Below are 24,626 nucleotides of genomic sequence, written 5' to 3'. Positions count from 1 at the left end.
CTAACGGTAACGCAAATTGGGGAAGGTGCCTGGCTATTTAGTCAGGCATTTTTTTGTAGTACCGACCGTCCCGGTCGGGCGCGGATTAACTGGTTTCTCGCCCGACCGGGACGGTCGGTATTGCAGCAATATTTAGACCAGTAAATCTGTAGGAACGTTGAAAGATTTCTTTATTTTTATATCACAAAAAACTGCTGGCTATGAGTTTGTTATAGCAATAGTACGTCCTTTTCCTAAAGCCAAAACTATATGAAGAAATTTCTCTTGCTCACTCTTTTTTCGGCCTTTGCCTTTGTGGCCCCTGCACAAATAAATAACAAGATTGTGATTGGGGAGATTGACAGCATCCAGTCGAAACTACTGAATGAGAAACGAAAAATATGGGTCCATGTTCCAGATAGCGGTCCTGCTGGTTTTTATGCCAAACAACGGTATCCAGTTGTTTATTTGTTAGATGGCGATGCCCATTTTTCGTCGGTGGTGGGCATGATCGAACAATTGAGTTCTGTAAATGGCAATGTGATCTGCCCCGAAATGATTGTAGTGGCAATTCCCAACACCGACCGAACGCGGGATTTAACGCCAACCCACGTGGAGAGTGACCCACCGTTTATGGATCGTGATTTTTCGAAAAACTCGGGCGGGGGCGAAAAATTCCTTTCGTTTATCGAGAAAGAATTGATGCCGCACATTGATTCCCTGTATCCAACCCAACCGTATAAAATGCTCATTGGACATTCATTTGGCGGTTTGTTGGTCATGCAGGCCTTAACCAGGCACACTGGTTTATTTAATGCCTATGTGGCTATTGATCCGAGCATGTGGTATGATAAACAACGGTTTTTAGCCGATACGAAGAAAGCCTTAACTACTAAAAAATACGAAGGAGTTTCTTTGTTTCTGGGTATTGCCAATACCATGAATGAAGGCATGACGCTGTTAAAACTGCAAAAAGATACAACCGCAGCGACCCGGCATATCCGGTCTATTTTTGATCTGGACAAACACGTAAAAGCCAGCAAACAGAACGGCTTACGTTATCAAAGTAACTACTACGGCGATGATTCCCACGGCTCGGTTCCACTCATTACCGAATACGATGCCCTCCATTTTATTTTCAATTACTACAACTTAAAGCTGACTCAAAAAGACTACACTGATACAACTACAGCGTTGGCCGATAAATACGAACGGCATTTTGCCAACGTATCAAAGCAACTGGGTTATAAGGTAAGCCCCGTTGAAAGTTTGATTAATGGTCATGGCTACGGGGCTTTGGCGAATAAGAATTTTAAAAAAGCTGAACGATTTTTTAAGCTCAATGTGGCTAACTACCCCGGTAGCTACAATGTCTATGACTCGTACGGCGATTTCTTCCTTGCGAAAAAAGACACCGCCAATGCCATCGCTAATTTTACCAAAGCCTTGTCCCTGAAAGAGAATCCGGAAACGAGGGGGAAACTAGACGAACTACAAGGACAGAAAGCCCTCAAACTCACCGCCGATGAGTTGCAGAAATATGCGGGAGAATTCGAAATAGCAGGGGTGGGCATGACCCTGAAAACGTTCGTCAGCAATGGGGTATTGAAAATTTCCGCTCCGGGCCGTCCCGAAGGGGAACTCTATTCAACCAAATTGCCTGAGTTCAGAATCAAAAATGCAACAGGCTATAGCTTTCGCTTCGAGATGGACAGCGATAAACCGACCGTTCTCCATATCGTTGTTCCGGAGGGAACGTTTAAAGCGATGGCGAAAAAGTGAGTTGATCTACACCAAACCGAGACCAACATGAAGAATCTATCCTTCCTCTTCTGTTTATTTACATCCATTGTGAGTTATGCCCAGCATGATCATCACGTGGATGACACCAAAACGAATCACAATCACCTCGCCCATATGCAGGCGTCGAGGGCGCAGAATGTGTACATTCATAACTTGCCACCCCCTAAGCTGATGACCGGTGTTGGGCAATCGAAACTGACGATTGAAACCAAGTCCGAAAAAGCCCAGCAATACTTCAATCAAGGACTTTCCTTGCTGCACGATTTCTGGGATCTAGAGGCTTACCGGGCGTTTAAAGAAGCCATTCACCAGGACTCAACCGCTATTATGCCGTATTGGGGATTGCTGCAAACGGCGGGCGCGGACGAGGATAGTATCTATGCCGCCAACAAAAAGATAGCGGCCAAAAAGCTAAAAACACTGGTAAAGAAGGCAACAGAACACGAGAAACTGTACGCCGAAATGGCCATTTTAGGCGATTCGCTTAAGGAAAAAGCCTACCCGGAAATCATCAAAAAATATGAGTTGATCGTCCATAAATTTCCCGATGATATTGACGCCAAACTGTTTCTGGCCCTGGCTAAGATGAGTGGTTTCGATACAGAGTTAAAGCCCAACGAAGGGCAGCTCTACAGCGAATTTCTGTTGCGGGATGTGCAGCGAACGGAGCCTCAAAATCATGCGTTCCATCATTACTGGATTCACCTGATGGAGCATTGTTGCCCTGAGCAGGCGCTCAAAAGTGCCGACGTACTAACATCGCTCGCGCCCACCTCAGGGCATATTGTGCACATGCCGGGCCATATTTACAACCGGGTTGGCGATTACAAAAAAGCGCACGATACCTTCGTAGCCGCTGTAAAAACCGACTCGGCTTATATGAAAAGGGAAGGTATTCAAGAGGTCGATAACTGGAATTACATCCACAATATCAATTACCTGATTGCGAACTGTGCGCACGATGGTCGGCACAAGGAGGGGCTGTATTATGCCGAGAAACTAAAAAATATGCCCATATCCAAAAGCCGTAAAAAGATTTATGATGGCACATTTTTTAGTCAGGGAATTCTGGCACCCGCCAAAATGGAGATGGCGTTTGGCTATTGGGATCGGGCGGCTGCGCAGTTAGAAATGGTGCAGGACAAAGACACGATGTACAGTATTGCGAATATGGATTATAAAAACGGGCTATTATTTTTTGTGAAAGGCATGGATGCACTGGCCAAGAACAAGCTCCCGGATGCGATTGCCTATTCGAACAGCCTGGATGCATTTTTATGGCGGAATGAACATCAGAGTGGAAAGGACAGTACGCTCAATAAATTCTACCAAAATGCGTTGAACACGGCATCGCTGGAATTACAAGGCTGTATTAAACGTGATCAGGGAAAATATAATCAGGCGATACCATTTTTGGAGAAAGCTCAGAAACAGGAACTGGAATTAGGCTACGGAGAGCCTCCGCTTTATTCACGACCGGTAGCGATAAGTCTGGCGCGGACCTATGAGAAAGCTGGTAACTGGGATAAGGCTGCCGATACGTATCAGAGCTTATTAAAGCGCTTTCCGAAGAGTGGTTATGTTTATTATGGGTTAGTGAACCTATACACCCAAAAAGGGGACGCCGAAAAGACCCGTGACTTCGAAACAAAGCTGAAAGATGTTAGCCAGTATGGTGATAAAGGGCTATACGCCTTAACGAAGCAGAAGTGAGAATACAGAACGGGCATCTACCCAGTTTACGCTGGGCTGATGATAGCCATACTGCCTAAGTCCCTTAGTTAATAGTACTGGCTACGGGCAAATAAACCTGAAAGGTGGCTCCTTCGCCGAGTTGGCTGATGGCTGTAATCGCTCCCCCGTGGTTCGTGGCTACTTTTTGGCAAATGGCTAGGCCAACTCCTGTTCCTGCAAACTCATTTTTGCCATGCAATCGCTGGAAAACCTGAAAAATGCGGTCCAGGTATTTTTCATCGAAACCAATTCCATTGTCGCTGATTTCAATTTTATGATAGACCGCCGATTGTCTGGCTGGTTTTACCGCGTGTGGCAACTGGTCAGCTGTTATTTCCTCTGACTTAATATAGATGTGAGGAGGAATACCCGCTCGGTGGAACTTTAGGGCATTGCTCAGTAAGTTTTGAAATAATTGACCAAGCTGTGACGCTTCTCCCTCAATGGTGGGCAGGGCATGCACTTGGATTTGGGCTTGTGTTTCTTCGATAACAAAGGATAAGTTCTCCAGGCAATTGTTCACCAGACTTGTAAGGGTTACAAACGTAGGCGTTTCACGACGGGTAGAAAGGCGGGAGAAACTCAATAAATCTTTGATCAGCACCGACATACGGCTGGCGGCCGATTGCATTCGGCTTAAATAGGTTCGGGATTCGCCCGATAAATCACTGTCACGGCTCTGGAGGAGATCGCCAAACTGCTGAATTTTGCGCAGTGGCTCCTGCAAATCATGACTGGCAATGTAGGCAAACTGGCTTAGGTCTTCATTGCTCCGGTTCAATTCGCGAACGGTCGATTCTAATTCATGTTGCGATTGCTCCAATTTTGCTTTTGCCTGGGCCAACTCCTCATTGTGCCGAATGGTTTGCTCCACAAGCTTCTGTGCGTCTATATTGACCACAAAGCCCGTCCAGGCCGCTACTTTATCGGCCTCACTTTTTACGGGTTGGGCTGTAAAAAGATGCCACAGGTATGATTGAGTCGTGGCATCTCGCAGCCTACATTCATACTGAAATGGCAAATAGTTGGCCGCCTGCTTAGCCCATAATGCCCAGAAGTCATCATAGTCGTCTGGATGAATAATTTTAGCCCATTTGGTCTGATTGATGGATTGGAGCGAATGCCCGGTAAGGTCGGTCAGCCAGGTATTGGCGTAGAGCAACTGGCCTGCCTGATTAGCCGTAAAAATGAGTAGTGGCAACGAGTTGGTTACCCGCTGGTAATGCTGCTCACTTGCCTGTAGGCGTAAAGCCAACTCCTGTAACTGCTCATTTTTCCGCTTAATCTCATCATAAGCGGATAGCGGTTGATTGGCATCGAATTGAGCGCGCCACTGGTCAATTTGCTCTCCGCTTAATTTCCGTGACGTTGGCAGGCTGTAGTATAGTATGATTTTACCCCCTTTGCCTGTATTGGTTATTTCCATCTTCTCCACCAATCGCTGAGCATATAACAGGCTCTGATTGAGTGGATTGGCTACAGGAAGATTCTTATCCTCAATAATGGCCACTAAGTACTGATGACCACGCGATCGGTCGGTACATAGGGTTAACAGAGGACCCGTACCCTGCTCAATGGCATAGCGGGCAACCTCCGAGACAGCCGTAGCAAACGTAGTTTGAGCCGCTAGAGATAAACCAACCAGTTCCACCAGTTTCATGGCCCGTTTGTGGGCCAGAATCAGGTCCATCTCATTATCGAGCGAAATCCTAACTAATTCCTCCATGATCTCCATGAGCACGCCCAACAAATACGGAGGTGTCGTCCGTTTGTCGGGAATAATCTTTATATAAAGCGGCAGCCAGGATCGTTAAATCATACCGATGAATGAACGGATACCGGGTGTGGTCCCAGCGCGATTGCAACCCATCCGAACACATAATTAACAACTGACCCCGTTCAAAAGGCAGGGTGTGGTCGTTCATGGTAGCCGGCAAATTCATACCAATAATTCCGTTATAAGACAGAAAATTTTTGGAGGCCATTGCCCCACTGAGCCGGGTTGAAATATTGCCGACACCACACCAATTCCATCGCTGGCTAGCTACATCGTAAACAACAACAGAACCAACCAATCCGCGGGTTTTAGTTACTGAACGGTGCATATACCGTATAATATCGACTGGGCGGTGATCTGGACAATGGCGGAAGGCCGTAATAGCGGTTTGTACGGCCGCATAGGCTTCAGGACCGTGGCCTAAGCCGTCGCCCAGAAACAACTTGATGTGGCTGGGCGTCATTTTTAAATAACAGCCATCGCCACACAACGTCTCACCCGGTTTGGCAACCAGCAACGAGCGAAAATCAAACCCGGAAGCCCGTTCAGGAATAGGCGCATTAGTCGGGTTCAGGAAAATACGAGCCAGAAGGATCGTGCCCCAGCCTTTCATTGAATAAATCTGCACCTGATCGGCCAGGCGATTAATAGACCCTAATCCATGACCCAGCGTGCTGGTAGTAGATACGCCATCCCTGACCATTTTGGTGGCGTCGGCCATACCAGGACCGTTATCTATGCTGATGAGTTCAATACCCGACTGCGTAGTGGATTGAAAATGTTGCACAAACAGATCACCCCCTCCACCATGTTTGATCAGGTTTGACGCCATTTCGGCCACAATTAAGTCTATTTCACTAAGTCGCTGGTGCTGAAAACCAGCCTGTATTGCAATTTGATTGATTCCTTTTTTTAATAGAGCTAAATAACTCCGGTCGGGGGCCTGAAATCGTACGTATGCGGAGTTATCCATTCTTCCATTTTAAAATGGTAATTGTTGTTCCCTGTCCAAGCGTACTTTTAAGGTCAAACTCGTTCACCAGCCGTTTGGTACCGGGTAACCCTAAACCCAGGCTTTTTCCGGTAGAATAGCCATCCTGCATGGCCAGGCTAATATCGGCAATACCGGGTCCCTTATCTGTGAAGGTCAAGCGTACGCCCGACTCGCGCCCTTTGCTAACCACTTCAATCAGTACCTCGCCACCATTGGCGTAACGAAGCATGTTTCGGGCTAACTCACTGGCGGCTGTAATGAGCTTCGTTTGGTTAACAAGGCCCATTCCAATTTTTACGGCTACTTCTTTTACGCGATTACGACACGGAACAACATCCTGCTCCCGGGTAATGGCCATACTGTCTTTATTCAGTATCGTCAGCATCGTCGTCATCCGCTAGTTCGTCAGTTGGGCCAAGCTTTGTTTGCAACAGACTCATCCCTCGTTCTACGTCGAGTGCGGTGTACACGCCACTGAGTGATAATCCTAATTCGATCAGGGTAATAGCTACGGCTGGCTGCATACCAACCACAACGGTTTCGGCATCCAGCACCCGAGTCATACTGGCAATATTGCCTAAAATCCGACCCATGAACGAGTCGACAATTGATACGGCCGAAATATCGATCAGTACACCCCGTGCTCCTGTTTTGTGGACCATACCGATCAAATCAGTCTCCAGGTTTAACGCCAGCCGGTCATATAAATCAACCTGAATGGTGACCAGCAGAAAGGGACCCATTCGGAGGATAGGTATTTTTTCCATAGGTAGCGCGCGTTAACGTATAGACTTATCCGTATCTGCCCGCTTAACCAGCAGCCGGTGCATGCTAAAGGCATGCTTGAGGGCGCTGGCCAACGACGCTTTGGTAATGATGTTGGATAGGTCGATACCCAGGTGAACCACCGTTTGTGCGATCTCGGGCCGGATGCCACTGATGATACAATCGGCTCCCATTAAACGCGTGGCACTAACTGTCTTGATCAAATGCTGCGCTACCAGCGAATCGACGGCGGGTACCCCAGATATATCGAGAATGGCAATACTACTCCCGGTATCCACAATCTTCTGCAGCAGGTTTTCCATCACAACCTGTGTGCGGGAACTGTCTAGCGTGCCAATAATGGGGAGTGCCAGAATGCCTTCCCATATCTGAATAACTGGCGTAGAGATATCACTGATTTCTTCGGTCTGTCGGAAAATAACTTCCTCACGGCCTTTAATAAACGTCTCGAACGTAATGACGCCGAAATTATCCAGAAGCCTGTTTAGTTTCTGGCTCTCGGTAAATAGCTGCATCGGATTATCGGGTATATGCTGCTGGAGCAAGTCGATAATGGCCTCTTTTAAACCGAAGATATACAGACCTGTTTCGCGGGGAGAAAACCCCTGTCTGGCGCGTGACATTGAAACGGCCGACAGAATTTCGAACACTTCATCGAAATCTGTCGAATCGACCTGGGTTATATTTTCATCTGTAATGGCCTTGGCCAATGCACTGATCAACTCCTCCGATTGCGCCCGCAATTCGTCATTCGTCATCAAATCGTCCCGAAGACTTTCACTCACTAATTGTTTCTGAAGCCAGTTGTCAAGTAACTGGGCTTTGTTCTTTTTTAGTAACTCCGTTATTGTTGTAGCCATTGGTAAAGATGGGAAGGAGAAAACAGGCAAAAATAGACAACAGATGATTAGATTAAAATTAAATAATGTGATGGGCGTTAACCCATGCTTTATTACTTGACCTGACTGGGTCTATAACGCGTATTTCTGTTGAAAGATAATAAAAAAAGTAGTGTTATAGTAAGTTTTTTACCCTAATGGTGTATACAAGTGCCATTCATAAGAGGTAGTCATATAAAGCAGTCTACACACTTATACAGGCAAGTAGGATATGATTTGATGCCTATAGGCTGTCTCTCTAAAATAGAAATTACATAACTTATTTATTTTTTAGTAACTAAAAGTTGGGCTCTCGTCAACGTTCGGGATGAAGATTTACGGGTCAAGGGGTTCAACTGAAGACTGTACGAATACGGCTTAATAGCGTGCCTCGAAACCAGTTGGATGGGTTTACAACCATTTAACCTAAAAAGGCATCGGTTTACAGACCGGTTCTTATATTTGGTTAAACTCGTAAACTCCCTTCGCTATGCAACTGATTATCCAGCACTTATCCAAGACCTATCCTAATGGCGTCAAGGCATTAGATGATGTATCACTCACGATTCCAATGGGCATGTACGGCCTGCTGGGGCAGAATGGAGCCGGTAAATCGACGCTGATGCGGACACTCGCTACCTTGCAGGACGCCGACACGGGCACGGCAATGCTGGATACTCTCGATATTCTGAATCAGAAGGATGCTGTTCGGCGGGTGCTGGGTTATTTACCGCAGGAGTTTGGGGTGTATCCTAAAGTGGCAGCTACTGACCTGCTGGATCACTTCATCGTCTTGAAAGGCATTACCAATGGAAAAGAACGAAAAGAGCTGGTGGAGGCCTTATTACACCGGGTGAACCTGTACGAGCATCGTAAAAAAGCCGTTAGCAGCTATTCGGGTGGGATGAAGCAACGCTTTGGTATTGCGCAGGCACTCATAGGGAACCCCAAACTGATTATTGTTGATGAGCCAACGGCGGGCCTGGACCCCGGCGAACGCAACCGCTTTTATAATCTGCTGTCGGAAATTGGTGAGAATGTGATTGTGATCCTGTCGACGCACATTGTGCAGGACGTAATGGAGCTCTGTAATAACATGGCCATTATTCATCAGGGCCGCGTGTTGTATAGTGGTTCGCCAACGGATTCGGTGGCGGGGTTGACCGGTAAAATCTGGGAGAAGTCGATTGCTAAAAGTGACTTGCTAACCTACCAGCAGAATTACAACGTTATTTCCAGTAAACTGGTAGCCGGTAAGCCACTAATACACATCTACAGCGAATCCACGCCGGGCGAGTCCACGCTGGGCGAAGGGTTTGTACCTGCCCAGCCTGATCTGGAAGACGTCTTCTTTTCAACCATTCAGGCCGATACACTCCAACTCAGCTAACCACCATGTTTCTACACATATTTACGTTTGAAATCCGCTATTGGCTTCGGCAGCCAATGGTGTATGTTTTCCTGCTTGTTAATGTGCTGATGTTTACCTGGGCAGGGGCTTCCGATGACCTGACCATTGGCGGAACATTTGGGAATATTTATAAAAACGCGCCCTATGTTGTTCAGAACCATTATGGTATCTGGTGCGTTTTTGCCCTGCTCATGACCACGGCTTTTGTTCAGAGTGCCGCCGTCCGCGACTTCACGTACAAAACCAGCCAGATAGTCTTCTCGTCGCCTATCCGCAAAGTCGATTACCTGGCCGGGCGATTTTTTGGCTCGTTCCTGGTCTCACTCATTCCGTTTCTGGGTATCTCGATCGGGATTATTTTCGGGACCTGGGTGGGCCAGGTAACGGGTGCTACCGACGCCGAGCGGTATGGTCCGATTGTGTGGTCAGCGCACCTGAACAGCTTCCTGATTTTTGCCATTCCCAATACCTTTCTGGCCGGAGCGTTTATTTTCATGCTGGCGGCTCTGACGCGCTCCTCGATTACGGCTTTTATCGGGGCTATTGTGTTGCTGGTAGCGCAACTGATAGCGGGTACATTTCTGGGCGACGTGGAGAACGAACACCTCGCAGTCTATTTCGATGCCCTCGGTTACGGCCCATTCCAGCTCATTACGAAATACTGGACCGTCAGCGACAAAAACACTCGCTCGGTGGGCCTGGGTGACGTGCAGGAACTGATCAACAGAGTTATCTGGATAGGTGTTGGGATGGTGTTGCTGGTCATTACGTACGTCCGGTTTTCGTTTGAAGAGAAAATAAAGAAAGTTCGTAAAAAACGGCGCGAACAACTGGTGGAGGATGCCGCTGCGGCAGGGAAAGTAGTTGTTCGCCCGTTGCAATCGCTGCCGCGCGTAACCCTGAGCTACGGCTGGTCGGCGCAGTGGGTACAGATGACGCGCGTATTCCGAACCGATTTCCTGGGAACGGTGAAAGGCACGGCGTTTATTGTGATTCTATTCGCGGGGCTGCTCAACATGGGTTTCTCCCTGCAATATGCCGGGAAATTTTATGGCCTGAGTTCGTATCCCGTTACCTATCAGGTCATTCAGCTTATTCGGGGTACAATCTCCTTGTTTCTGTTTGCTATCATCATTTTCTACTCCGGTGCCATTATCTGGAAGGAGCGTGACGCCGACCTCGACCAGATTTACGATACCATGCCGCACCGTAATTGGTCGGTGTTTGTAGGGAAGTTTCTGGCTATGATGGGCATTGTAGCCATTATTCAGGTGCTGTGCATCCTTGCCGGGGTAACCGCACAACTCCTGATGAGTTACCCGAATGTAGAGTTAGGTCAGTATGCGGTTGAGTTTCTGCTGATCGACCTGTTGCGGTATGCTCCAATCATCATGCTGTCGATGCTGACGCATACGCTGGTGAACAATAAGTACGTCGCGTTTTTTATTGTCATCGCCTTGCTCATTGCCAACGCCTATGTCTGGACCCCACTGGATGTGCAGAGCAATCTGATTCAATACAATGCCTCGCCCAATTACCAATATTCCGACATGAATGGCTGGGGGCCGTATGTTAAATCGTTTGCCTGGTTCCGGGTATATTGGTCGCTGTGGGCCGCCGTGCTGGCAATGGTCGCTATTCTGTTCTGGGCGCGGGGCAAGGATATGTCGTGGAAAAGCCGATTGCGGTCGGCAAGGCAGGCGCTGAATGGCACGAATCGGCTGGTGTTTGGCGGGCTGGCCGTAGCACTATTGCTGGTGGGGGGCTTCATTTTTTATAACACGAATATCCTGAACCACTATGTTACAGGCAAAGTGCGCGAAAAGCAACAGGTCGCTTACGAACAGAAATACAAACGATACGAACATCGTCCACAACCCCGGATCGCGAATGTAAAGTACACCATCGACGTCTATCCCGAAGAGCGAAATCTGGTCGTAAATGGCGATTATGTGCTGGTGAATCGGAGTACGGCACCTATTGATTCGGTGCATATGGTGTTTGCTAACCGGCTGGAGTACAGGATTGATCTGGAGCGGGCAAAACAGGTACTGGACGATTCGCTGTTGAACTATCGTATTTACAAACTTAGTCCCGCCCTGGCTCCCGGCGATTCGCTGCACCTTCGTTTTACGACCCGGAAGCGAACGCCCGGTTTCGAGAATGAGGTGCAGTTCACGAAGCAGATCAGCCAGAATGGTTCGTTTTTCGATAATTTCGATATTGCCCCGCAGATCGGCTATCAGGAGCAGGGCGAAATTTCCGACAAAAACGACCGCAAGAAATACGACCTGCCCGAAAAAGCCCGCATGCCAAAGCTGGAGCGCAACTGCACCGGCGATTGTATGGATCATTACATCAGTAACAACTCCGATTGGGTGATGGTCGAAACAACCATCAGTACCTCACCTGACCAGATCGCTGTGGCACCCGGTTCCTTGTTGAAAGAATGGCGACAGACCGGTTCCGATGGGCAACCCCGGCGCTATTTCCACTACAAACTCGATCACCCCTCGCTTAACTTCTATTCGTTTATTTCTGCCCGGTACGAGGTGGCCCGTGAGAAATGGAACGGCATTGACGTTGAAGTATATTACGATAAAAAGCACCCCTACAACGTTCGGGATATGCTGGAGTCGATCAAGGGTTCGCTGGCGTACTATACTGAACATTTTGGACCGTACCGTCATAGGCAGGCGCGGATCATCGAGTTCCCGCGCTATGCCAGCTTTGCGCAGGCGTTCCCCGGTACCATGCCGTACTCAGAAAGCATTGGCTTCATTTCCCGAATTGATCCCGAAGAAGACATCGACATGGTGAAGTATGTGGTTGCGCACGAGATGGGGCATCAGTGGTGGGCGCACCAGGTTATTGGGGCTTATATGCAGGGTGCTACACTGCTTTCGGAAACGCAGGCTCAGTATTCGGCGCTGATGGTCATGGAAAAAGCCTACGATAAAGGCCGGATGAAGCGGTTCCTGAAATACGAAATGGATCGCTATCTCTCCGCCCGAGGAACGGAATCACTCAAGGAAGTGCCCTTGGAACGAGTCGAAAATCAGGGCTATATTCATTACAACAAGGGGAGCGCGGTGATGTATTACCTGAAAGAATTGATTGGGGAACGCGCCGTGAATAAGGCACTTCATACACTGATTGATCAATATGCTTACCGGCAACCACCTTACCCGGTTTCCTATACTCTGGTGGACCTGTTCCGACAACAAACCCCTGATTCCCTGCAATCAGTGATTACCGATCAGTTTGAGCGCATCACCGTGTTCAACAACCGGGCTACAGCCGCTTCGTCTAAAAAGCGCCCGGACGGTCAGTATGAGGTAACGATTGACGTGCAGGCCGAGAAGTTCTACGCCGATTCGCTGGGCCGCGAAACACCCACGACGCTCAACGATCTGATCGACGTTGGGGTATATGGCAAACCAGCCGAAGGTAAAAAGCAGGGTAAGCTCTTAGCTGTTCGTCGCGAGCGTATGAAGCAGAAAGTGGGGAAATACACCTTTGTGGTGAAGGAAGAACCCTTTGAAGCCGGTATCGACCCCATCAACTTCCTCGTTGATCGGGTGCCCGACGATAACCTGAAGCGGGTGAATAAGCTGGACTAGTAGGCCTGATGTTCATGGGCACGAACCAATTGCTCGTGCCCATGAACAATTATTATACGCTTAGCTTTCCTTCGATCGAGTCGTCCAGCGTTTTGCCCAGAATCGCACCCGCAATCGTCTTAACAAACGCCACGGCATTGCCGTGTTTATTATCCCAGTAATAGCCTTCCTGCGTATCCACTTTTATCGCCGTAATACGCGGATCATCGACGCCCTCCGTAAACCACGTTTTTAAGATCGGTTCCCAAAGTTCCTTAATGAGTTGCTTGTCTGTAGAGAGCGTAGCTACGCCGTATACACTTAGGAAATCGGAATAATCCGAGCCCTGGAACAGGAGTTGAACATGGTCGTCGGTCTGAATTTCTGCATTTTTATGGCTGTCGTTAGCACTTAAAAACCAGAAGTTGCCATCGTCATCTACCTTTTGTACCGACATCGGCCTTGTGCGTAGCGGTTCGCCGGTTGTGATCTTTGTGCAGAAATAACAGGTGCTGCCTTTACTAACCAGTTCGCTGATTTTTTTGCCGGCTTCAGTGCCTGCCAAATCTTCGTGATTCTTTTCGGGCTGCTGTTGATTGATACTATCCATAACGGTTGAGTTTATTTGATACATCCTTACTCAACCCCTAACGTTTTGTTCAATCAACTCTCTTTTACGAAATCATGAATTTGCTCTTTCCTTATTGAATGGCCTGGCTTACTTTTTCCGGCCCGGTTTCGGAAACACCTCGTGCGAGTTAGCCCACTGTCGCCATAAGCTGGCCAATTGCTGAACTTTATCAGGATATTGAGCCGCTACGTCCTGGGTTTCGGATTTATCGGTTGCCAGATTAAACAGGCTCCAGGTGGTATCGCGGCTAGCCGAAACCAGTTTCCAGTTGCCCTGGCGGGCGTAGCGGGCACCAAAATGTTCGTTGAACAAGGTTTCATGGCCAGCGGATGCCTTACCCGCAAAGGAAGGAACCAGACTGACTCCCGTTGTGGGTGTGATGGTATGGCCTTTGTACGTTTTGGGATAGGTAGCACCAGTCAGCTCAGTAAAGGTGCTCATGAAATCCATAACGTGGCCTACCTGCGCACTGTAGGAGCCCTTTTTTGCGGTGATACCTTTAGGCCAGAAAGCCACCAGCGGGGTATGGACACCCCCTTCATAGGATTCCGCTTTCCAGAATTGGTAGGGTGTATTCGCTACATTAGCCCAGCGTTGACCAATCGACGCATAGGAAGTTTCGGCACCGGGCAGTATCTGCTTTTTCAGGTCGTACACGATTTTACGGCCATCGCGGGTTTCGTTGGGCCGGTCAAAACCGGGGCCATAGGCAGCGCAGTTCTCAGGGCTCGCTCCGTTATCCGACAAAAATAGAATCAGGGTATTATCCAGTTGGCCCGTTTCGCGAAGGGCGTTGATCATGCGACCAATGCCCTGATCCATCCGGTCGATCATGGCGGCATGAACAGCCATTGCCTGAGCATCCCACTCCTTGTCTGGGTTGCTTTCCCACGACTGATCATCCTGCCAGCGTTTGGATAGTTTGGTTTTAGCTGGGTCAATCAGGCCCAGTTTGCTCATTTTCTCGTACCGGGCTTTCCGTATAGCATCCCAGCCCGATTTATAGGTATCCTTGTACTTGGCGATGTCTTCGGGTAGCGCCATCAGCGGCCAGTGCGGGGCGGTTTCGGCGACGTAGATAAAGAATGGAGATGATTCTTTCGCAAAGGATTTAATGTAAGCTACGGTTGTATCGCTGATGGCGTCGGTATGGTAATAGTTTTTGGGAACCTCCCTGATGGGCTTTGTTCCGCTGACAAGGCTAAAGGGATCGAAGAAGTCGACTACTCCCCAGATGTTGCCGAAATACCTATCGAAGCCCCGGCTGGTTGGGTATTGGGAGATAGGGGCAAAATCGCCGTAGTCTTTTTTATGATTCAGCCAGTCGAGTTGCTCCTGGGGGCTTTTTTGTACGTTGGTGTTCGATACGTGCCACTTGCCGGTCATAGCCGTTTGGTAGCCTGCTGATTTGAGTACTTCGGCCAGCGTAACGGTGTTTTCGGTCATGTGCCCCCGGTAGCCCGGTTCATCTTCCGCGTCGGTCATCTTGCCAATACCAGCCTGATGGTTATAAAGGCCCGTGAGCAACGATGCCCGTGTAGGACAGCAACGGGAAGTGTTGTAAAACTGCGTATAGCGAATGCCGTTAGCGGCCAGAAAGTCGATATTGGGTGTGTGAATTTCGCCACCGTAGCAGCCTAAATCCGAGAAGCCCATATCATCGGCCATGATCACAATGATGTTGGGTTTTTGAGCTGCTTTTGGCTGTACTGTGTCAGTTTGTTTCTTCTCAAAACCACCCAAAAGCAGGATGGATAAGACGGCCATTACCGGCAATAACCCAACGAACAAGACCTTTTTCATAAATTCCACTTCGTAAAATTGATTGTCCACAGAGGCACAGAGAACACGGAGAAGATTAATAACTGAGTTTTCATTATTTTTCTCTGTGTTCTCTGTGCCTCTGTGGACACTATTTTTCTATTTTTTACCTGTTAATGCCTTAATCTTGCTGACCTCGTCTTCACTGAAGGGCGTTCCGTCTGTTCTGTAGATGTCGTGGAACCACAATTCTGGTTCTTTGCCATCCGGCATAGGTGTTCCCCAGGCATAAATCGTATTCGTTTTGCCCGATACAAATCCCCAGTTGATGGCACCAACATTTTCCTGCTTCAACATGGGCATAATGGTCTGGAAGAGGCTACCGTTTCTGCGGGCCATGTATTCCGTACAGATGAGGGGCCGGTTGTATTTGCGTAAGGAATTGATGCGCTGCTGGTGATTATCAATGTATCGGTAATTGTGGTAGGTGATCACGTCCGAGTTTTCTTCCTGAAACTTGTTTAGCTCCGTAAATTTGTCGTCCCAGTTCCAAACGCCCGCGCTGATCGGTTGCGATGGGTTAACGGCCCTGGCCCAGCCAAATACGGACTTCAACAGCGGTAAACTCTTGTCGAAGTACTGATTGTTACCCGGCTCGTTATAGAGGTCCCAGAGTAGGATTCGATCATCGTTTTTAAAGGTGGTCATCACGTCCTTTACGTAGCTTTCCAGCACCTTCAGACTGTCGGGGTGAGTCAGGATCATGGTGCCGGGGTCACGCACCCAGCCGCTGTTATGAATGCCGGGTTTGGGGGCAGGCTGCTTGCCGGGATGGTATTCGTCATTCCAGCAATCGTCAAAAAATACGAGTATGGTTTTGATACCGTGTTTATTGGCAATCTGGAGGTACTGTCCCAGACGATTTTTGAACCCCGCTTTATCGGTTGTCCAGGCCATATGGTGCAGATAAACCCGCATGGCGTTCAGCCCTAGCCCTTCGGCCCAACCTAGCTCCTTGTCAATAGTTTTTGGATCAAACGTAGCGGCCTGAAACATTTCGAGCTGGTTGATGGCCGTGCTGGGTTGGAAATTAGAGCCCCTCACCCAACCCTGTTTTTTATACCAGGCATTGGCCTTTTCGGTAGACCAGATTGTGCTTTGTGCCTGTACGCCTGATAGGGTAAGGAGTAGGAGAATGATTAGGATTAGTACGTGTTTCATGAATTGTAATTGACAACGATAAATTGTATACGAGTGAGTTTTTGACAGCTTCAAAAAATAAATCAATACCCCGGATTTTGAACGCATAACTTGTTGGCGTCAATTTCCGACTGAGGAATGGGGAATAATACCCGTTCCGGTTTCGCATTGGTTACTCCCCGGGCCTGAGCCAGTGAAATAAAGGTGCCCTGCCGAATCAGGTCTTCCCGTCGCTTCCCTTCCGATACAAATTCCCAGCCGCGTTCTCTGAAAATAGCTGTACGGAAGGCCTCTTTTGTTGGGGCATCCGTGTCCGTGAGATTGGGAATTCCAGCTCTTGTCCGAACCTGATTGATCAGTGCGAACGCTTCGGCGGTTGGCCCGTTGAGTTCGTTTAAGGCCTCGGCGCGGGTGAGCAGGATATCGGCATAGCGGATAACCGGAACGTCGGTGCCGCTGTTGTTGCCAACGGTATTGTTGTCCCAGTATTTAAAGCTCCGGGCATTATCTCCCGTCGATAGATCGACAGTCTGGTTGCTGCTGTTCACGTAGCTGGTACAAATCAGTTGCAGCCGTTTGTCGGTTGGCGCAAAGGTGCTGGTAAAGGCTGTGCGCAGCCGGTACTGGGTTGCAAAATTAGACATGGTTGACTTGTACACGTAGTTCGGAAACTGCGGACTGCTTTTGTACGAAGGCGGTAACGCCCCTGCCTGATACCAGTTTCCAAAGGGGTCTTCGGTACGGCACTGTAACACCAGAAGCATTTCGCGGTTATTTCCTCCTTCATTCTCTACCCGAAACAGGTCCACAAAACTTGGGTTCAGCGCATAATAGTTGAGGTCAATCACGGCCTTGGCGGCATCGGCTGCTTTTTGCCACTGTTTCGTATTCAGGTAAAACTTGGCCAGAATCCCGTTTGCATTGCCCTTGTTCAAGCGACCAAACGCTTCTTCTTTCCCCGGATCAGGCAAATCGGCCAGCGATTGGGTGATCTCTGTTTCGATAAACGTCTTCAGTTCGGCATCCGTGGCCCGTGCCAGATCCGCGGCCTGGGTAGTCGATGTACGGAGTGGAACGGGTCCGAAGAAGTTATACAACAGTGCATAGGCCTGAGCTCGTAACACGCGGGCTTCGGCTTTATAGAGCTTTTTGTTGGCGTCGGAGGTGTTAACATTGGCGATGTTCTCAATAACGCCGTTGGCATCACGGATCGTCCGGTAATTGGGCGTCCACATATCGTCGTTGAATGTGCCGATGGACGGGTCCCAGGTGAAATTGACGAGGGTGATCAACTGGCCATTTTCGGCACCACCCGTATTGAAGCCTATATCGGTGGACACTTCGGAGTCATTGATCACGTAGCGCGAGTTCGACTGGGTTTGTTGCTGGGCGTAGGACGAGAACAGCAGCGATTTAATCCCGCTTTCGGACGTCAACACATTGCTGGGCGAAAATTCAGACTTGGGCGTTACCTCCAGTGCCTGTTCGCAGGACGAAAATATAAGCAGAAAACCGCTGAAGAAAAGATATATAAATGCCTTTTTCATGTGAAATACAAGCTAAAGTCAGAACTGGAGGTTAAGGCCGGTTGTGAAGGTTCGGGTGAGCGGATAGGTATTGTAGTCGATTCGTAAGATATTATCACCGAGGGCATTAGCGGCTGGATCGGTGCCGCTATACTTCGTGAACGTGTACAGATTCTGGCCGTTGACGAACACCGAAGCCGAACTGATGTAGCGATTTTTGGGCACGGGCAGCTTGTACGACAATCGGATAGCCTGAAGACGCAGGTACGAGGCATCTTCAACCGTTTTGTTGGTAATCTGCCGTTGACCCTGCACATCATTCGGCAGAAAAGACGGATAGTCGTTGGTTGGGTTGTTGGGCGTCCAGCGATTCAGGTAGGGAGTGGCCAGTTTATTACGCCGATAATCAACAGGGTAATAGGCATCGACCAAGCTGCTGTTTAGCATTTTTGCCCCTTGCGATCCTTCAAAGAACACATCCAGAGCGAGCCCCTTAAACGAGACATTGGTGTTGAAACCGTAGTAAAAGTCGGGCAGCGATTTACCAAGAATAACGCGGTCGCTGGCATTGATGATGTTGTTGCCATCCAGATCCCGGTATTTCAGGTCGCCGGGTCGAACACCGGTTTGGGCCTTCCCGAAATCGTCGCCCGTTTGCCAAACGCCGTCAACGATGTAACCGTAGAAGGAGCCGATGGACTCGCCGGTTTTAAGAATACTTACCTGGCCAATACTCCCCGGACCCGAGCCGATGGACTGGGTTACATTGCCCAGACTCAGCACCCGGTTCTTAAGGGTTGTGATGTTGAACCCGGCGTCGATTCGGAAATCTTTCTTATCCAAAACAATGCCCTTCAGCGAAAATTCGAAACCCGTATTGCGCATGCTGCCCACGTTCTCGGTACGGCTGCCAAAACCCGTGCTGGACGGCTGCGGGATGTCGTACAATAGGTTGGAGGTTTTACGATTGTAATAATCTGCGCTACCCGTTAATCGACCGCTAAAGAAACCAAAGTCGATCCCCAGGTCCGCCTGTACCGCTGACTCCCATTGCAGGTCGGGGTTGGCACTGCGGGTAGGTTGCAACGAGCTTACTTTGCTCTCATTGAAAACGGCATTGCGTCCGGCAGAGTAGGTGGAGAAATACAGATAGTTTGCTGTTGGCTGGTTACCCGTTACGCCGTAGCTGGCCCGCAGTTTCAATTCACTGACCGATCGGCTGGATTTTAGAAAATCTTCGTCATGAATTCGCCAGGCCAGCGCTGCCGAGGGGAAATAACCGAATCGTTTGTTAGGACCGAATCGCGCCGACCCATCGGCCCGTAAAGCGCCCGTAAGCAGGTATTTTCCTTTGAACGCATAGTTCACCCGGCCCAGAAAGGAGACCAGCTTGTTTTCCTGACGACCGCTGCCAACGCCATTCAAGGTATTATCGCCGGTACCCAGCGCATCGAAAGTGAGGTCCGACAGGGCAAAGGAGCGGGAACTGGCAATTAAAGCGCTGGATGTATAGCGTTCGTAAGTTGAGCCTACAACCGCCGAAATCCGGTGATCGTTGATCGTTTTGTTAAAGTTCAGCGTACCCTCGGCCAGATAATAGCCCCGTTTCCCGTCGCGTACATCGGCATAACCGTTGTAGGATAAACCCGTTAAGGTGGTTGGGTCGATCCAGAAATAACGCTGGTTATCGTTTAAATCGACTCCCACCCGAACCTTGGCCGACAGGGATGGCATCAGGAAGTACTCGGCGTACATGTTCCCGAAGGTGCGGTAGGTATCGCCCATGCCGTACTGCCCATTGATAACGGCAAGCGGATTATCCATCGGGGCCATCAGGGGGGAGCGATAGTACGAGCCGTCGGCGTTATAGGGTGGGGCAGTCGGATCGTAGTTCTGCGCCATATACAGGGCGCTGGCGTTATCATTCAGGCCCAAACCTGTAGCGTTGTAGTAATCCCGTGTGTAGGACGTAGTCAGACTGATACCCACATTGTATTTGTTGGCAACACCATTTTCCAGGTTGACGCGGGCGTTGTACCGGCGGGTACCCGATTTGAGCATGATACCATCCTGATTAAAATACCCGGCGGATATGTAGTAGCGGGTGTTTCCCCCGGCTCCACTGAACGAAAGATCGTGCGACTGGATGGGGGCATTCTCGAACAACAGTTGCTGCCAGTCGGTGTTGGCGTTGGGGCCGGTTACTTTGGGGGTAGTTAACTTGCCCAGATCAATGATGGAATTGATCACATTGGTGTACTCATCCCCCGTCATGAACCGCTGGGTGTGGGCTACTTTCTGAACGCCGTAGGTGCCATTGTATTCCACCTTTAGCTTGCCATCTTTTCCTTTTTTGGTTGTAATAATTACGACCCCATTAGCCCCGCGCGATCCATAAATGGCGGAAGCCGATGCATCTTTTAAAATCTCAATCGATTCAATATCAGCCGGGTTTAGGCTATTCAGTGGCGTTCTATTATTGGGGTTACTGGTTGTGCCGCCTGCGCTGGCGGAGCCAATAGCTGTACCATCGTTTACGGGTAACCCATCAACCACGTACAGCGGGTCATTGTTACCGGTTATGGACGTAATTCCCCGAATCTGAACGCTCATGGTGGCGCCAGGTTCACCGCTTTTCTGGTAAATCTGCACACCCGGCGATCTACCCGTTAATGTTTGCTGTAGGTTGATATTGGTCCCTCGGGTTAAATCCTGCGCTTTGAGCGACGTTACCGAACCGGTCAGATCACTTTTACGGACGCTACCGTACCCCACAACCACCACCTCGTTCAGCGACTGATTATCCTCCTGAAGCTGGACGTTGATCTCCGATTGCTTATTGACGACCACCTCCTGGGCTACATAACCCACGTACGAAAAAACCAGCGTCAGTGATGTGGGGCCAGTAGCCGGTTCCGGGATGTTGATCTGATACCGACCGTTGGCATCGGTAGTGGTTCCCCGGTTGGTCCCTTTCACCACCACACTCACGCCCGGTAGTGGACCGGAGGAGCCAGTACGGCCATTGTCGGCGGCTCGCACCGTGCCACTAATCGGAATATCTTCGGGCGCTGGCGCTACCGACGTTGTTGTAGATAGCAGGCCCGTATTCAGCTGATTCGTTTCCGGCGAACTTGATTCAGAGGCCGGGTTTGCCGGAGGCTGAGCATCGCGGCTTGATGGGGTTGGCTTCCGGGTTAACACAACCCAGGTGCCTGGTTTAACCTGCTTGTAACGCAGGTTGAACGGCTTGAGCAGTCGACTCAACGCATTCTCCAGCGACGAGCTTCCGGCCAGTGCATCGGCCGGAACGGTCAGATTGGCAACCGTTCGGTCTTCAAACAGAATGTCGGTCTGGTAGCGGACTTTCAGATCGTTCAGTACATCGGCCAGTCGGTGCGTAACCACGACCGGCGCAACAACACTGGTACGTTGTTGCCGTGCCATGGCAATGGTTTGGCTGCTGGCAGGCTGGAAACCGCTGAGTAACGTTCCAGCGAGCAGAATGGGCAACGCAGTTGGGGTAAAACGTGAACACATAAAGTAGCTGCGGTAAGGGTAGGAAAGTCAGGAGTTATTCGAAAAAAGTGACGGTGTTGTCTTTCTGTTTGTAGTTGATTTCCAGTAACTCGGCCACCACCTGCAGGAATTCATCGGCATTGTTGGCCTGGAAGGAGCCCGTAACGGTACGGTTGCCTAACTCCTTGTTTTTCAGGATGACACGCAGGTTGTAGGTGTCCCGGAGAAGCTCCGCGATTTCGCGAACGGTCGTGCTTTTAAACACAAACCGATGATCGCGCCAGGCTGTACTGATGGCGGGCTGTGTGGTGTGACTTTGCGTAAGCTGTCCGGATGAATCTACACTAACCGCATCGCCGGGTTTCAGTCGAAGCTGGCGGACAGGCTTGGTAGGGCTGGCGTACGTTAGCTGGATGGCCCCTTTACTCAGCACGACTTTGGTGCCCCCCGGTCGATCATATACGTTAAATTCGGTGCCTAAGACAACCACGTCTACCCCCCGATTGGTGTGAACAACAAACCGCTGATGGGAGGGTGTGTGCTGGATGGAAAAAGCAGCTTCGCCCGTTAACCAGACCGCCCGTGTTTTAGCCCCAAAACCGAAACGCGGAATCCGAAGCGTCGAGTGTGCATTGAGGGTTACCTGCGAGCCATCGGGCAGCGTCAGTTGACGGGTTTCACCGTAGGCTGTTTCCTGCGTTTTGTACAGTAGCTGTTGCCGACTGGCATATAGTCCGGCTAACAGACAGAGCGCAAGACTGGCCGCAACTAGCCAGCGCGGGCTAATGGGTAAAGGACGTACACGCGTGTCAGGAACGGCTGCCAGTGGAGATTGCTGTTGTTCCCAGACCTCAATCCGGTTCAGGACGGTTTGGAGGCCTTTTTCATCATCTGCAACGTACTGAAGGTGCTGGCGTTCCCATTCATCGAGCCAGGCTACGTACTGCAACTGGTTTGCCGGTTGCTGTAGCCAATCGGCAATCATGGCTCGTTGCAGTGCTGTTGAGCGACCCGCAAAGTGCTCGAACAGGGTTCCTTTTGTAATGGTCTGGTTCATTCGGCAGCAGAAGTTTTCGCCGATGCTGGGAGGATCGGTTGAGTAGTGGGATTGGTAAAAACAAGTAGGGCTAGCCAGAAAAATAAGCCCATTCGAAGCGTCTGACGTAGCTGCGTGAGCGCCCGACTTAAATGAGCTTCAATTGTTTTTGGGGAGATCTGGAGTTCGTCGGCAATTTCGCGGTGCTTTTTGCCTTCAAACCGACTCATCACAAACACCCGCTGGCATTGGGGTGGGAGGGTGCGTACGGTTTCTTCAATCCGTTGATAGAGCTCTGTATACTGAAGTAATTGCTCGGGATCTGGCGAACCGTCGAACTCAATGGGTTCTGTTTCTGCCTGCAACGGTGATGGGTTCTGCTGGAATTCCAGCCGCATATGCGTATAAGCACGCTTCCGTACGGCCATGTATAGATAGGCCTGATACGAGCTGGTAATCTGTTGGTGCACCTGATTTTTCCAGAAGCTGAAAAATACATCACTAACCAGGTCCTCAGCTACTGTCCGCGAATGCACAAAACGTACGGCCTGGCTGCACAGCGTCCGATAATAGCGCCGAAACAGTAATTCATAGCCCCGTCGGGCGTCCTCCGCGAACGTTTGCCGGATCAGAAATTCGGCATCCACCACAATCGGTTCAGCATCCGGTTTCCGGAAGGGATTGGTAGGCGTAGGGTTGTTGGGTAGATTTTCGGCCATTCGTAGGCAAACAGAACGTGTTTACTACTAAGTCCGCAAAATTCAGTTTATCCCTTAGTCGATTCACAGATTTATTTTAATTATTCTGATAGGTTGTCTGCTGTAGACACTTATCCACTGGTTTTTGCCATGAGTGGCTTCCATTGAATTTCTGGTGATGGAGTCAATTGACTTATCAGTGGTTTATCGGGAAGAACCGGGAGGCTATTGCTTGCTTGTTACAGACCAGCCAGTGCAGGCAACAGTAAAAGGCTTCCTATTTGCCTGGTAGCTGGTAGAGAAATTTTTGACTTTTCTTGTATATATAATTTTCTTATATATTTTTGTTTGAAAATTAACCGTTAACTAGATCAATGGATTCAGCCAACCAGGAATTCTTACGAGGCACACTGAAGACGATTGTTCTTCAATTGCTGGCTCAACAGGGGCGAATGTACGGATACGAAATTACCCAGGCCGTTGACCAACGCACGGGTGGTGAACTAACCCTCACCTTTGGGGCGCTCTATCCGTTGCTCCACAAACTCGAAGATGAAGGCTTACTGATTACACAAAGCCAGGAGGTTGATGGGCGCCTGCGTAAATATTACCTGCTTACCCCAACAGGTAGTGAGACGGCAGTTCGGAAAGCTGGTGAGTTCGATCGCTTTATTCAACTGATGCGGCTGATCATCAGGCCTTCACCGGATGTTGCTTTCGGACAATAAATTATGACTGCCTCCTGTTTACTCCTTTGCCCTTTCACACGTTTATGAACAAATTATCTCCTACCCAACTCAACCGCCTGGAGCAGCAAATCCAGAAAAACAAGCCACATCAGGCATTACATGCCGAATTGGTAGACCATATTGCCTCTCTGATTGAGCAACGTATGGACCAGGGGCAGGCTTTTTCTGACGCTTTTGATCAGGTTTTGCAGCAGGCTAATCCACAAGCATTAGATCAGTTGAAACAACTCTATCTTCAGGAGTTCAGTAGTCGGCCTTCGCCAGCTTTGCCTAGAGCTTCCCAGACTAAACGACGGTACAAACGGCGTCCGGAAACCAAACCTTTTCAGTACATGCTACTCTCCAGTGTGCTTACTTTCCTGATCCTGATGGGTTTTCTCGTTGTGGTCAGCAGACCCCTGGCCGTGCCAATTGATGCGTTCCAAACCGCCTGGGGGGCAGCTGGATTAATGGGTATACTCGTCGTTCAATGGTGGCTGGTTCGAAGGTTCCGTAACCCAAAACGCCCACAGATGGTCTAAATCCGGCTTTGCTGCTAAGCG

18 protein-coding genes are annotated in these 24,626 nt (G+C 49.5%); 6 read left to right on the top strand and 12 right to left on the bottom strand.

Features of this window, described 5'->3' with window-relative positions; all coding sequences use genetic code 11:
• Positions 1-249 precede the first annotated feature (249 nt).
• Together EXU85_RS27195 and EXU85_RS27190 are read left to right on the top strand one after the other, a co-directional pair.
• Entirely contained in the window at positions 250-1,761 is a 1,512-nt protein-coding gene (locus tag EXU85_RS27195; protein WP_142775100.1) for an alpha/beta hydrolase-fold protein, read from the top strand.
• A gap of 27 nt (positions 1,762-1,788) precedes the next feature.
• Entirely contained in the window at positions 1,789-3,495 is a 1,707-nt protein-coding gene (locus EXU85_RS27190) for a tetratricopeptide repeat protein (protein ID WP_142775099.1), read from the top strand.
• A gap of 64 nt (positions 3,496-3,559) precedes the next feature.
• Here EXU85_RS27190 and EXU85_RS27185 read toward each other — a convergent pair whose 3' ends face one another.
• From EXU85_RS27185 to EXU85_RS27165, 5 genes are read right to left on the bottom strand one after another with little or no spacing between them, the layout of a single operon-like run.
• A complete protein-coding gene (locus EXU85_RS27185) occupies positions 3,560-5,242 on the bottom strand; it encodes an ATP-binding protein (RefSeq protein WP_142775098.1) in 1,683 nt (560 codons plus the stop codon).
• The gene (locus tag EXU85_RS27180; protein ID WP_142775097.1) at positions 5,226-6,266 is read right to left on the bottom strand and encodes an ATP-binding SpoIIE family protein phosphatase; all 1,041 of its coding nucleotides are present in this window, start codon (positions 6,264-6,266) and stop codon (positions 5,226-5,228) included. The genes EXU85_RS27185 and EXU85_RS27180 overlap by 17 nt, the downstream gene beginning before the upstream one ends.
• Positions 6,259-6,672, bottom strand: a complete 414-nt coding sequence (locus EXU85_RS27175; RefSeq protein ID WP_142775096.1) for an anti-sigma regulatory factor — start codon at positions 6,670-6,672, stop codon at positions 6,259-6,261. Before EXU85_RS27175 ends, EXU85_RS27180 begins: the two co-directional genes overlap by 8 nt.
• Entirely contained in the window at positions 6,653-7,054 is a 402-nt protein-coding gene (locus EXU85_RS27170; protein ID WP_142775095.1) for an STAS domain-containing protein, read from the bottom strand. Before EXU85_RS27170 ends, EXU85_RS27175 begins: the two co-directional genes overlap by 20 nt.
• Before the next feature lie 12 nt (positions 7,055-7,066).
• Positions 7,067-7,933: an STAS domain-containing protein gene (locus tag EXU85_RS27165; protein ID WP_142775094.1), complete on the bottom strand. Its 867-nt coding sequence runs from the start codon at positions 7,931-7,933 to the stop codon at positions 7,067-7,069.
• 508 nt (positions 7,934-8,441) lie between these two features.
• Here EXU85_RS27165 and EXU85_RS27160 point away from each other — a divergent pair.
• Positions 8,442-9,341, top strand: coding sequence for an ABC transporter ATP-binding protein (locus EXU85_RS27160; protein ID WP_142775093.1), 900 nt, complete (start codon positions 8,442-8,444; stop codon positions 9,339-9,341).
• Positions 9,342-9,346: 5 nt separating this feature from the next.
• Positions 9,347-12,985, top strand: a complete 3,639-nt coding sequence (locus tag EXU85_RS27155) for a M1 family aminopeptidase (RefSeq protein ID WP_142775092.1) — start codon at positions 9,347-9,349, stop codon at positions 12,983-12,985.
• A gap of 52 nt (positions 12,986-13,037) precedes the next feature.
• On the opposite strand, the gene EXU85_RS27150 is transcribed toward EXU85_RS27155, so the two are convergent.
• The 7 genes from EXU85_RS27150 to EXU85_RS27120 all read right to left on the bottom strand — a co-directional run bounded on the left by EXU85_RS27150 (position 13,038) and on the right by EXU85_RS27120 (position 23,356).
• Positions 13,038-13,574 carry a pyridoxamine 5'-phosphate oxidase family protein gene (locus EXU85_RS27150; protein ID WP_142775091.1) on the bottom strand — a complete coding sequence of 179 codons (537 nt, stop codon included), beginning with the start codon at positions 13,572-13,574 and terminating at the stop codon, positions 13,038-13,040.
• Positions 13,575-13,682: 108 nt separating this feature from the next.
• The gene (locus tag EXU85_RS27145) at positions 13,683-15,398 is read right to left on the bottom strand and encodes an arylsulfatase (RefSeq protein ID WP_142775090.1); all 1,716 of its coding nucleotides are present in this window, start codon (positions 15,396-15,398) and stop codon (positions 13,683-13,685) included.
• A 117-nt stretch (positions 15,399-15,515) separates the two neighbouring features.
• Complete coding sequence (locus EXU85_RS27140; protein WP_142775089.1) at positions 15,516-16,577, bottom strand: glycoside hydrolase family 2 TIM barrel-domain containing protein; 1,062 nt, start codon at positions 16,575-16,577, stop codon at positions 15,516-15,518.
• A 62-nt stretch (positions 16,578-16,639) separates the two neighbouring features.
• Positions 16,640-18,103: a RagB/SusD family nutrient uptake outer membrane protein gene (locus EXU85_RS27135; RefSeq protein WP_142775088.1), complete on the bottom strand. Its 1,464-nt coding sequence runs from the start codon at positions 18,101-18,103 to the stop codon at positions 16,640-16,642.
• 18 nt (positions 18,104-18,121) lie between these two features.
• Positions 18,122-21,622 (bottom strand): SusC/RagA family TonB-linked outer membrane protein, encoded by a 3,501-nt coding sequence (locus EXU85_RS27130; RefSeq protein ID WP_210422411.1) that lies wholly within the window; start codon positions 21,620-21,622, stop codon positions 18,122-18,124.
• Positions 21,623-21,656: 34 nt separating this feature from the next.
• The gene (locus tag EXU85_RS27125; protein WP_142775087.1) at positions 21,657-22,658 is read right to left on the bottom strand and encodes a FecR family protein; all 1,002 of its coding nucleotides are present in this window, start codon (positions 22,656-22,658) and stop codon (positions 21,657-21,659) included.
• Entirely contained in the window at positions 22,655-23,356 is a 702-nt protein-coding gene (locus tag EXU85_RS27120) for an RNA polymerase sigma-70 factor (protein WP_142775086.1), read from the bottom strand. Before EXU85_RS27120 ends, EXU85_RS27125 begins: the two co-directional genes overlap by 4 nt.
• A gap of 353 nt (positions 23,357-23,709) precedes the next feature.
• On the opposite strand from EXU85_RS27120, the gene EXU85_RS27115 reads away from it, so the two are divergent.
• Both EXU85_RS27115 and EXU85_RS27110 read left to right on the top strand, forming a co-directional pair.
• Positions 23,710-24,063 carry a PadR family transcriptional regulator gene (locus EXU85_RS27115; RefSeq protein WP_142775085.1) on the top strand — a complete coding sequence of 118 codons (354 nt, stop codon included), beginning with the start codon at positions 23,710-23,712 and terminating at the stop codon, positions 24,061-24,063.
• Between the two features lie 44 nt (positions 24,064-24,107).
• Entirely contained in the window at positions 24,108-24,605 is a 498-nt protein-coding gene (locus tag EXU85_RS27110; RefSeq protein WP_142775084.1) for a hypothetical protein, read from the top strand.
• Positions 24,606-24,626 lie beyond the last annotated feature (21 nt).

The sequence above is a fragment of the Spirosoma sp. KCTC 42546 genome, from assembly GCF_006965485.1.
Taxonomy (GTDB): Bacteria; Bacteroidota; Bacteroidia; order Cytophagales; family Spirosomataceae; genus Spirosoma.
Note: the sequence above shows the minus strand (reverse complement) of the source record. Positions and strands in the feature narration are given on the sequence as shown.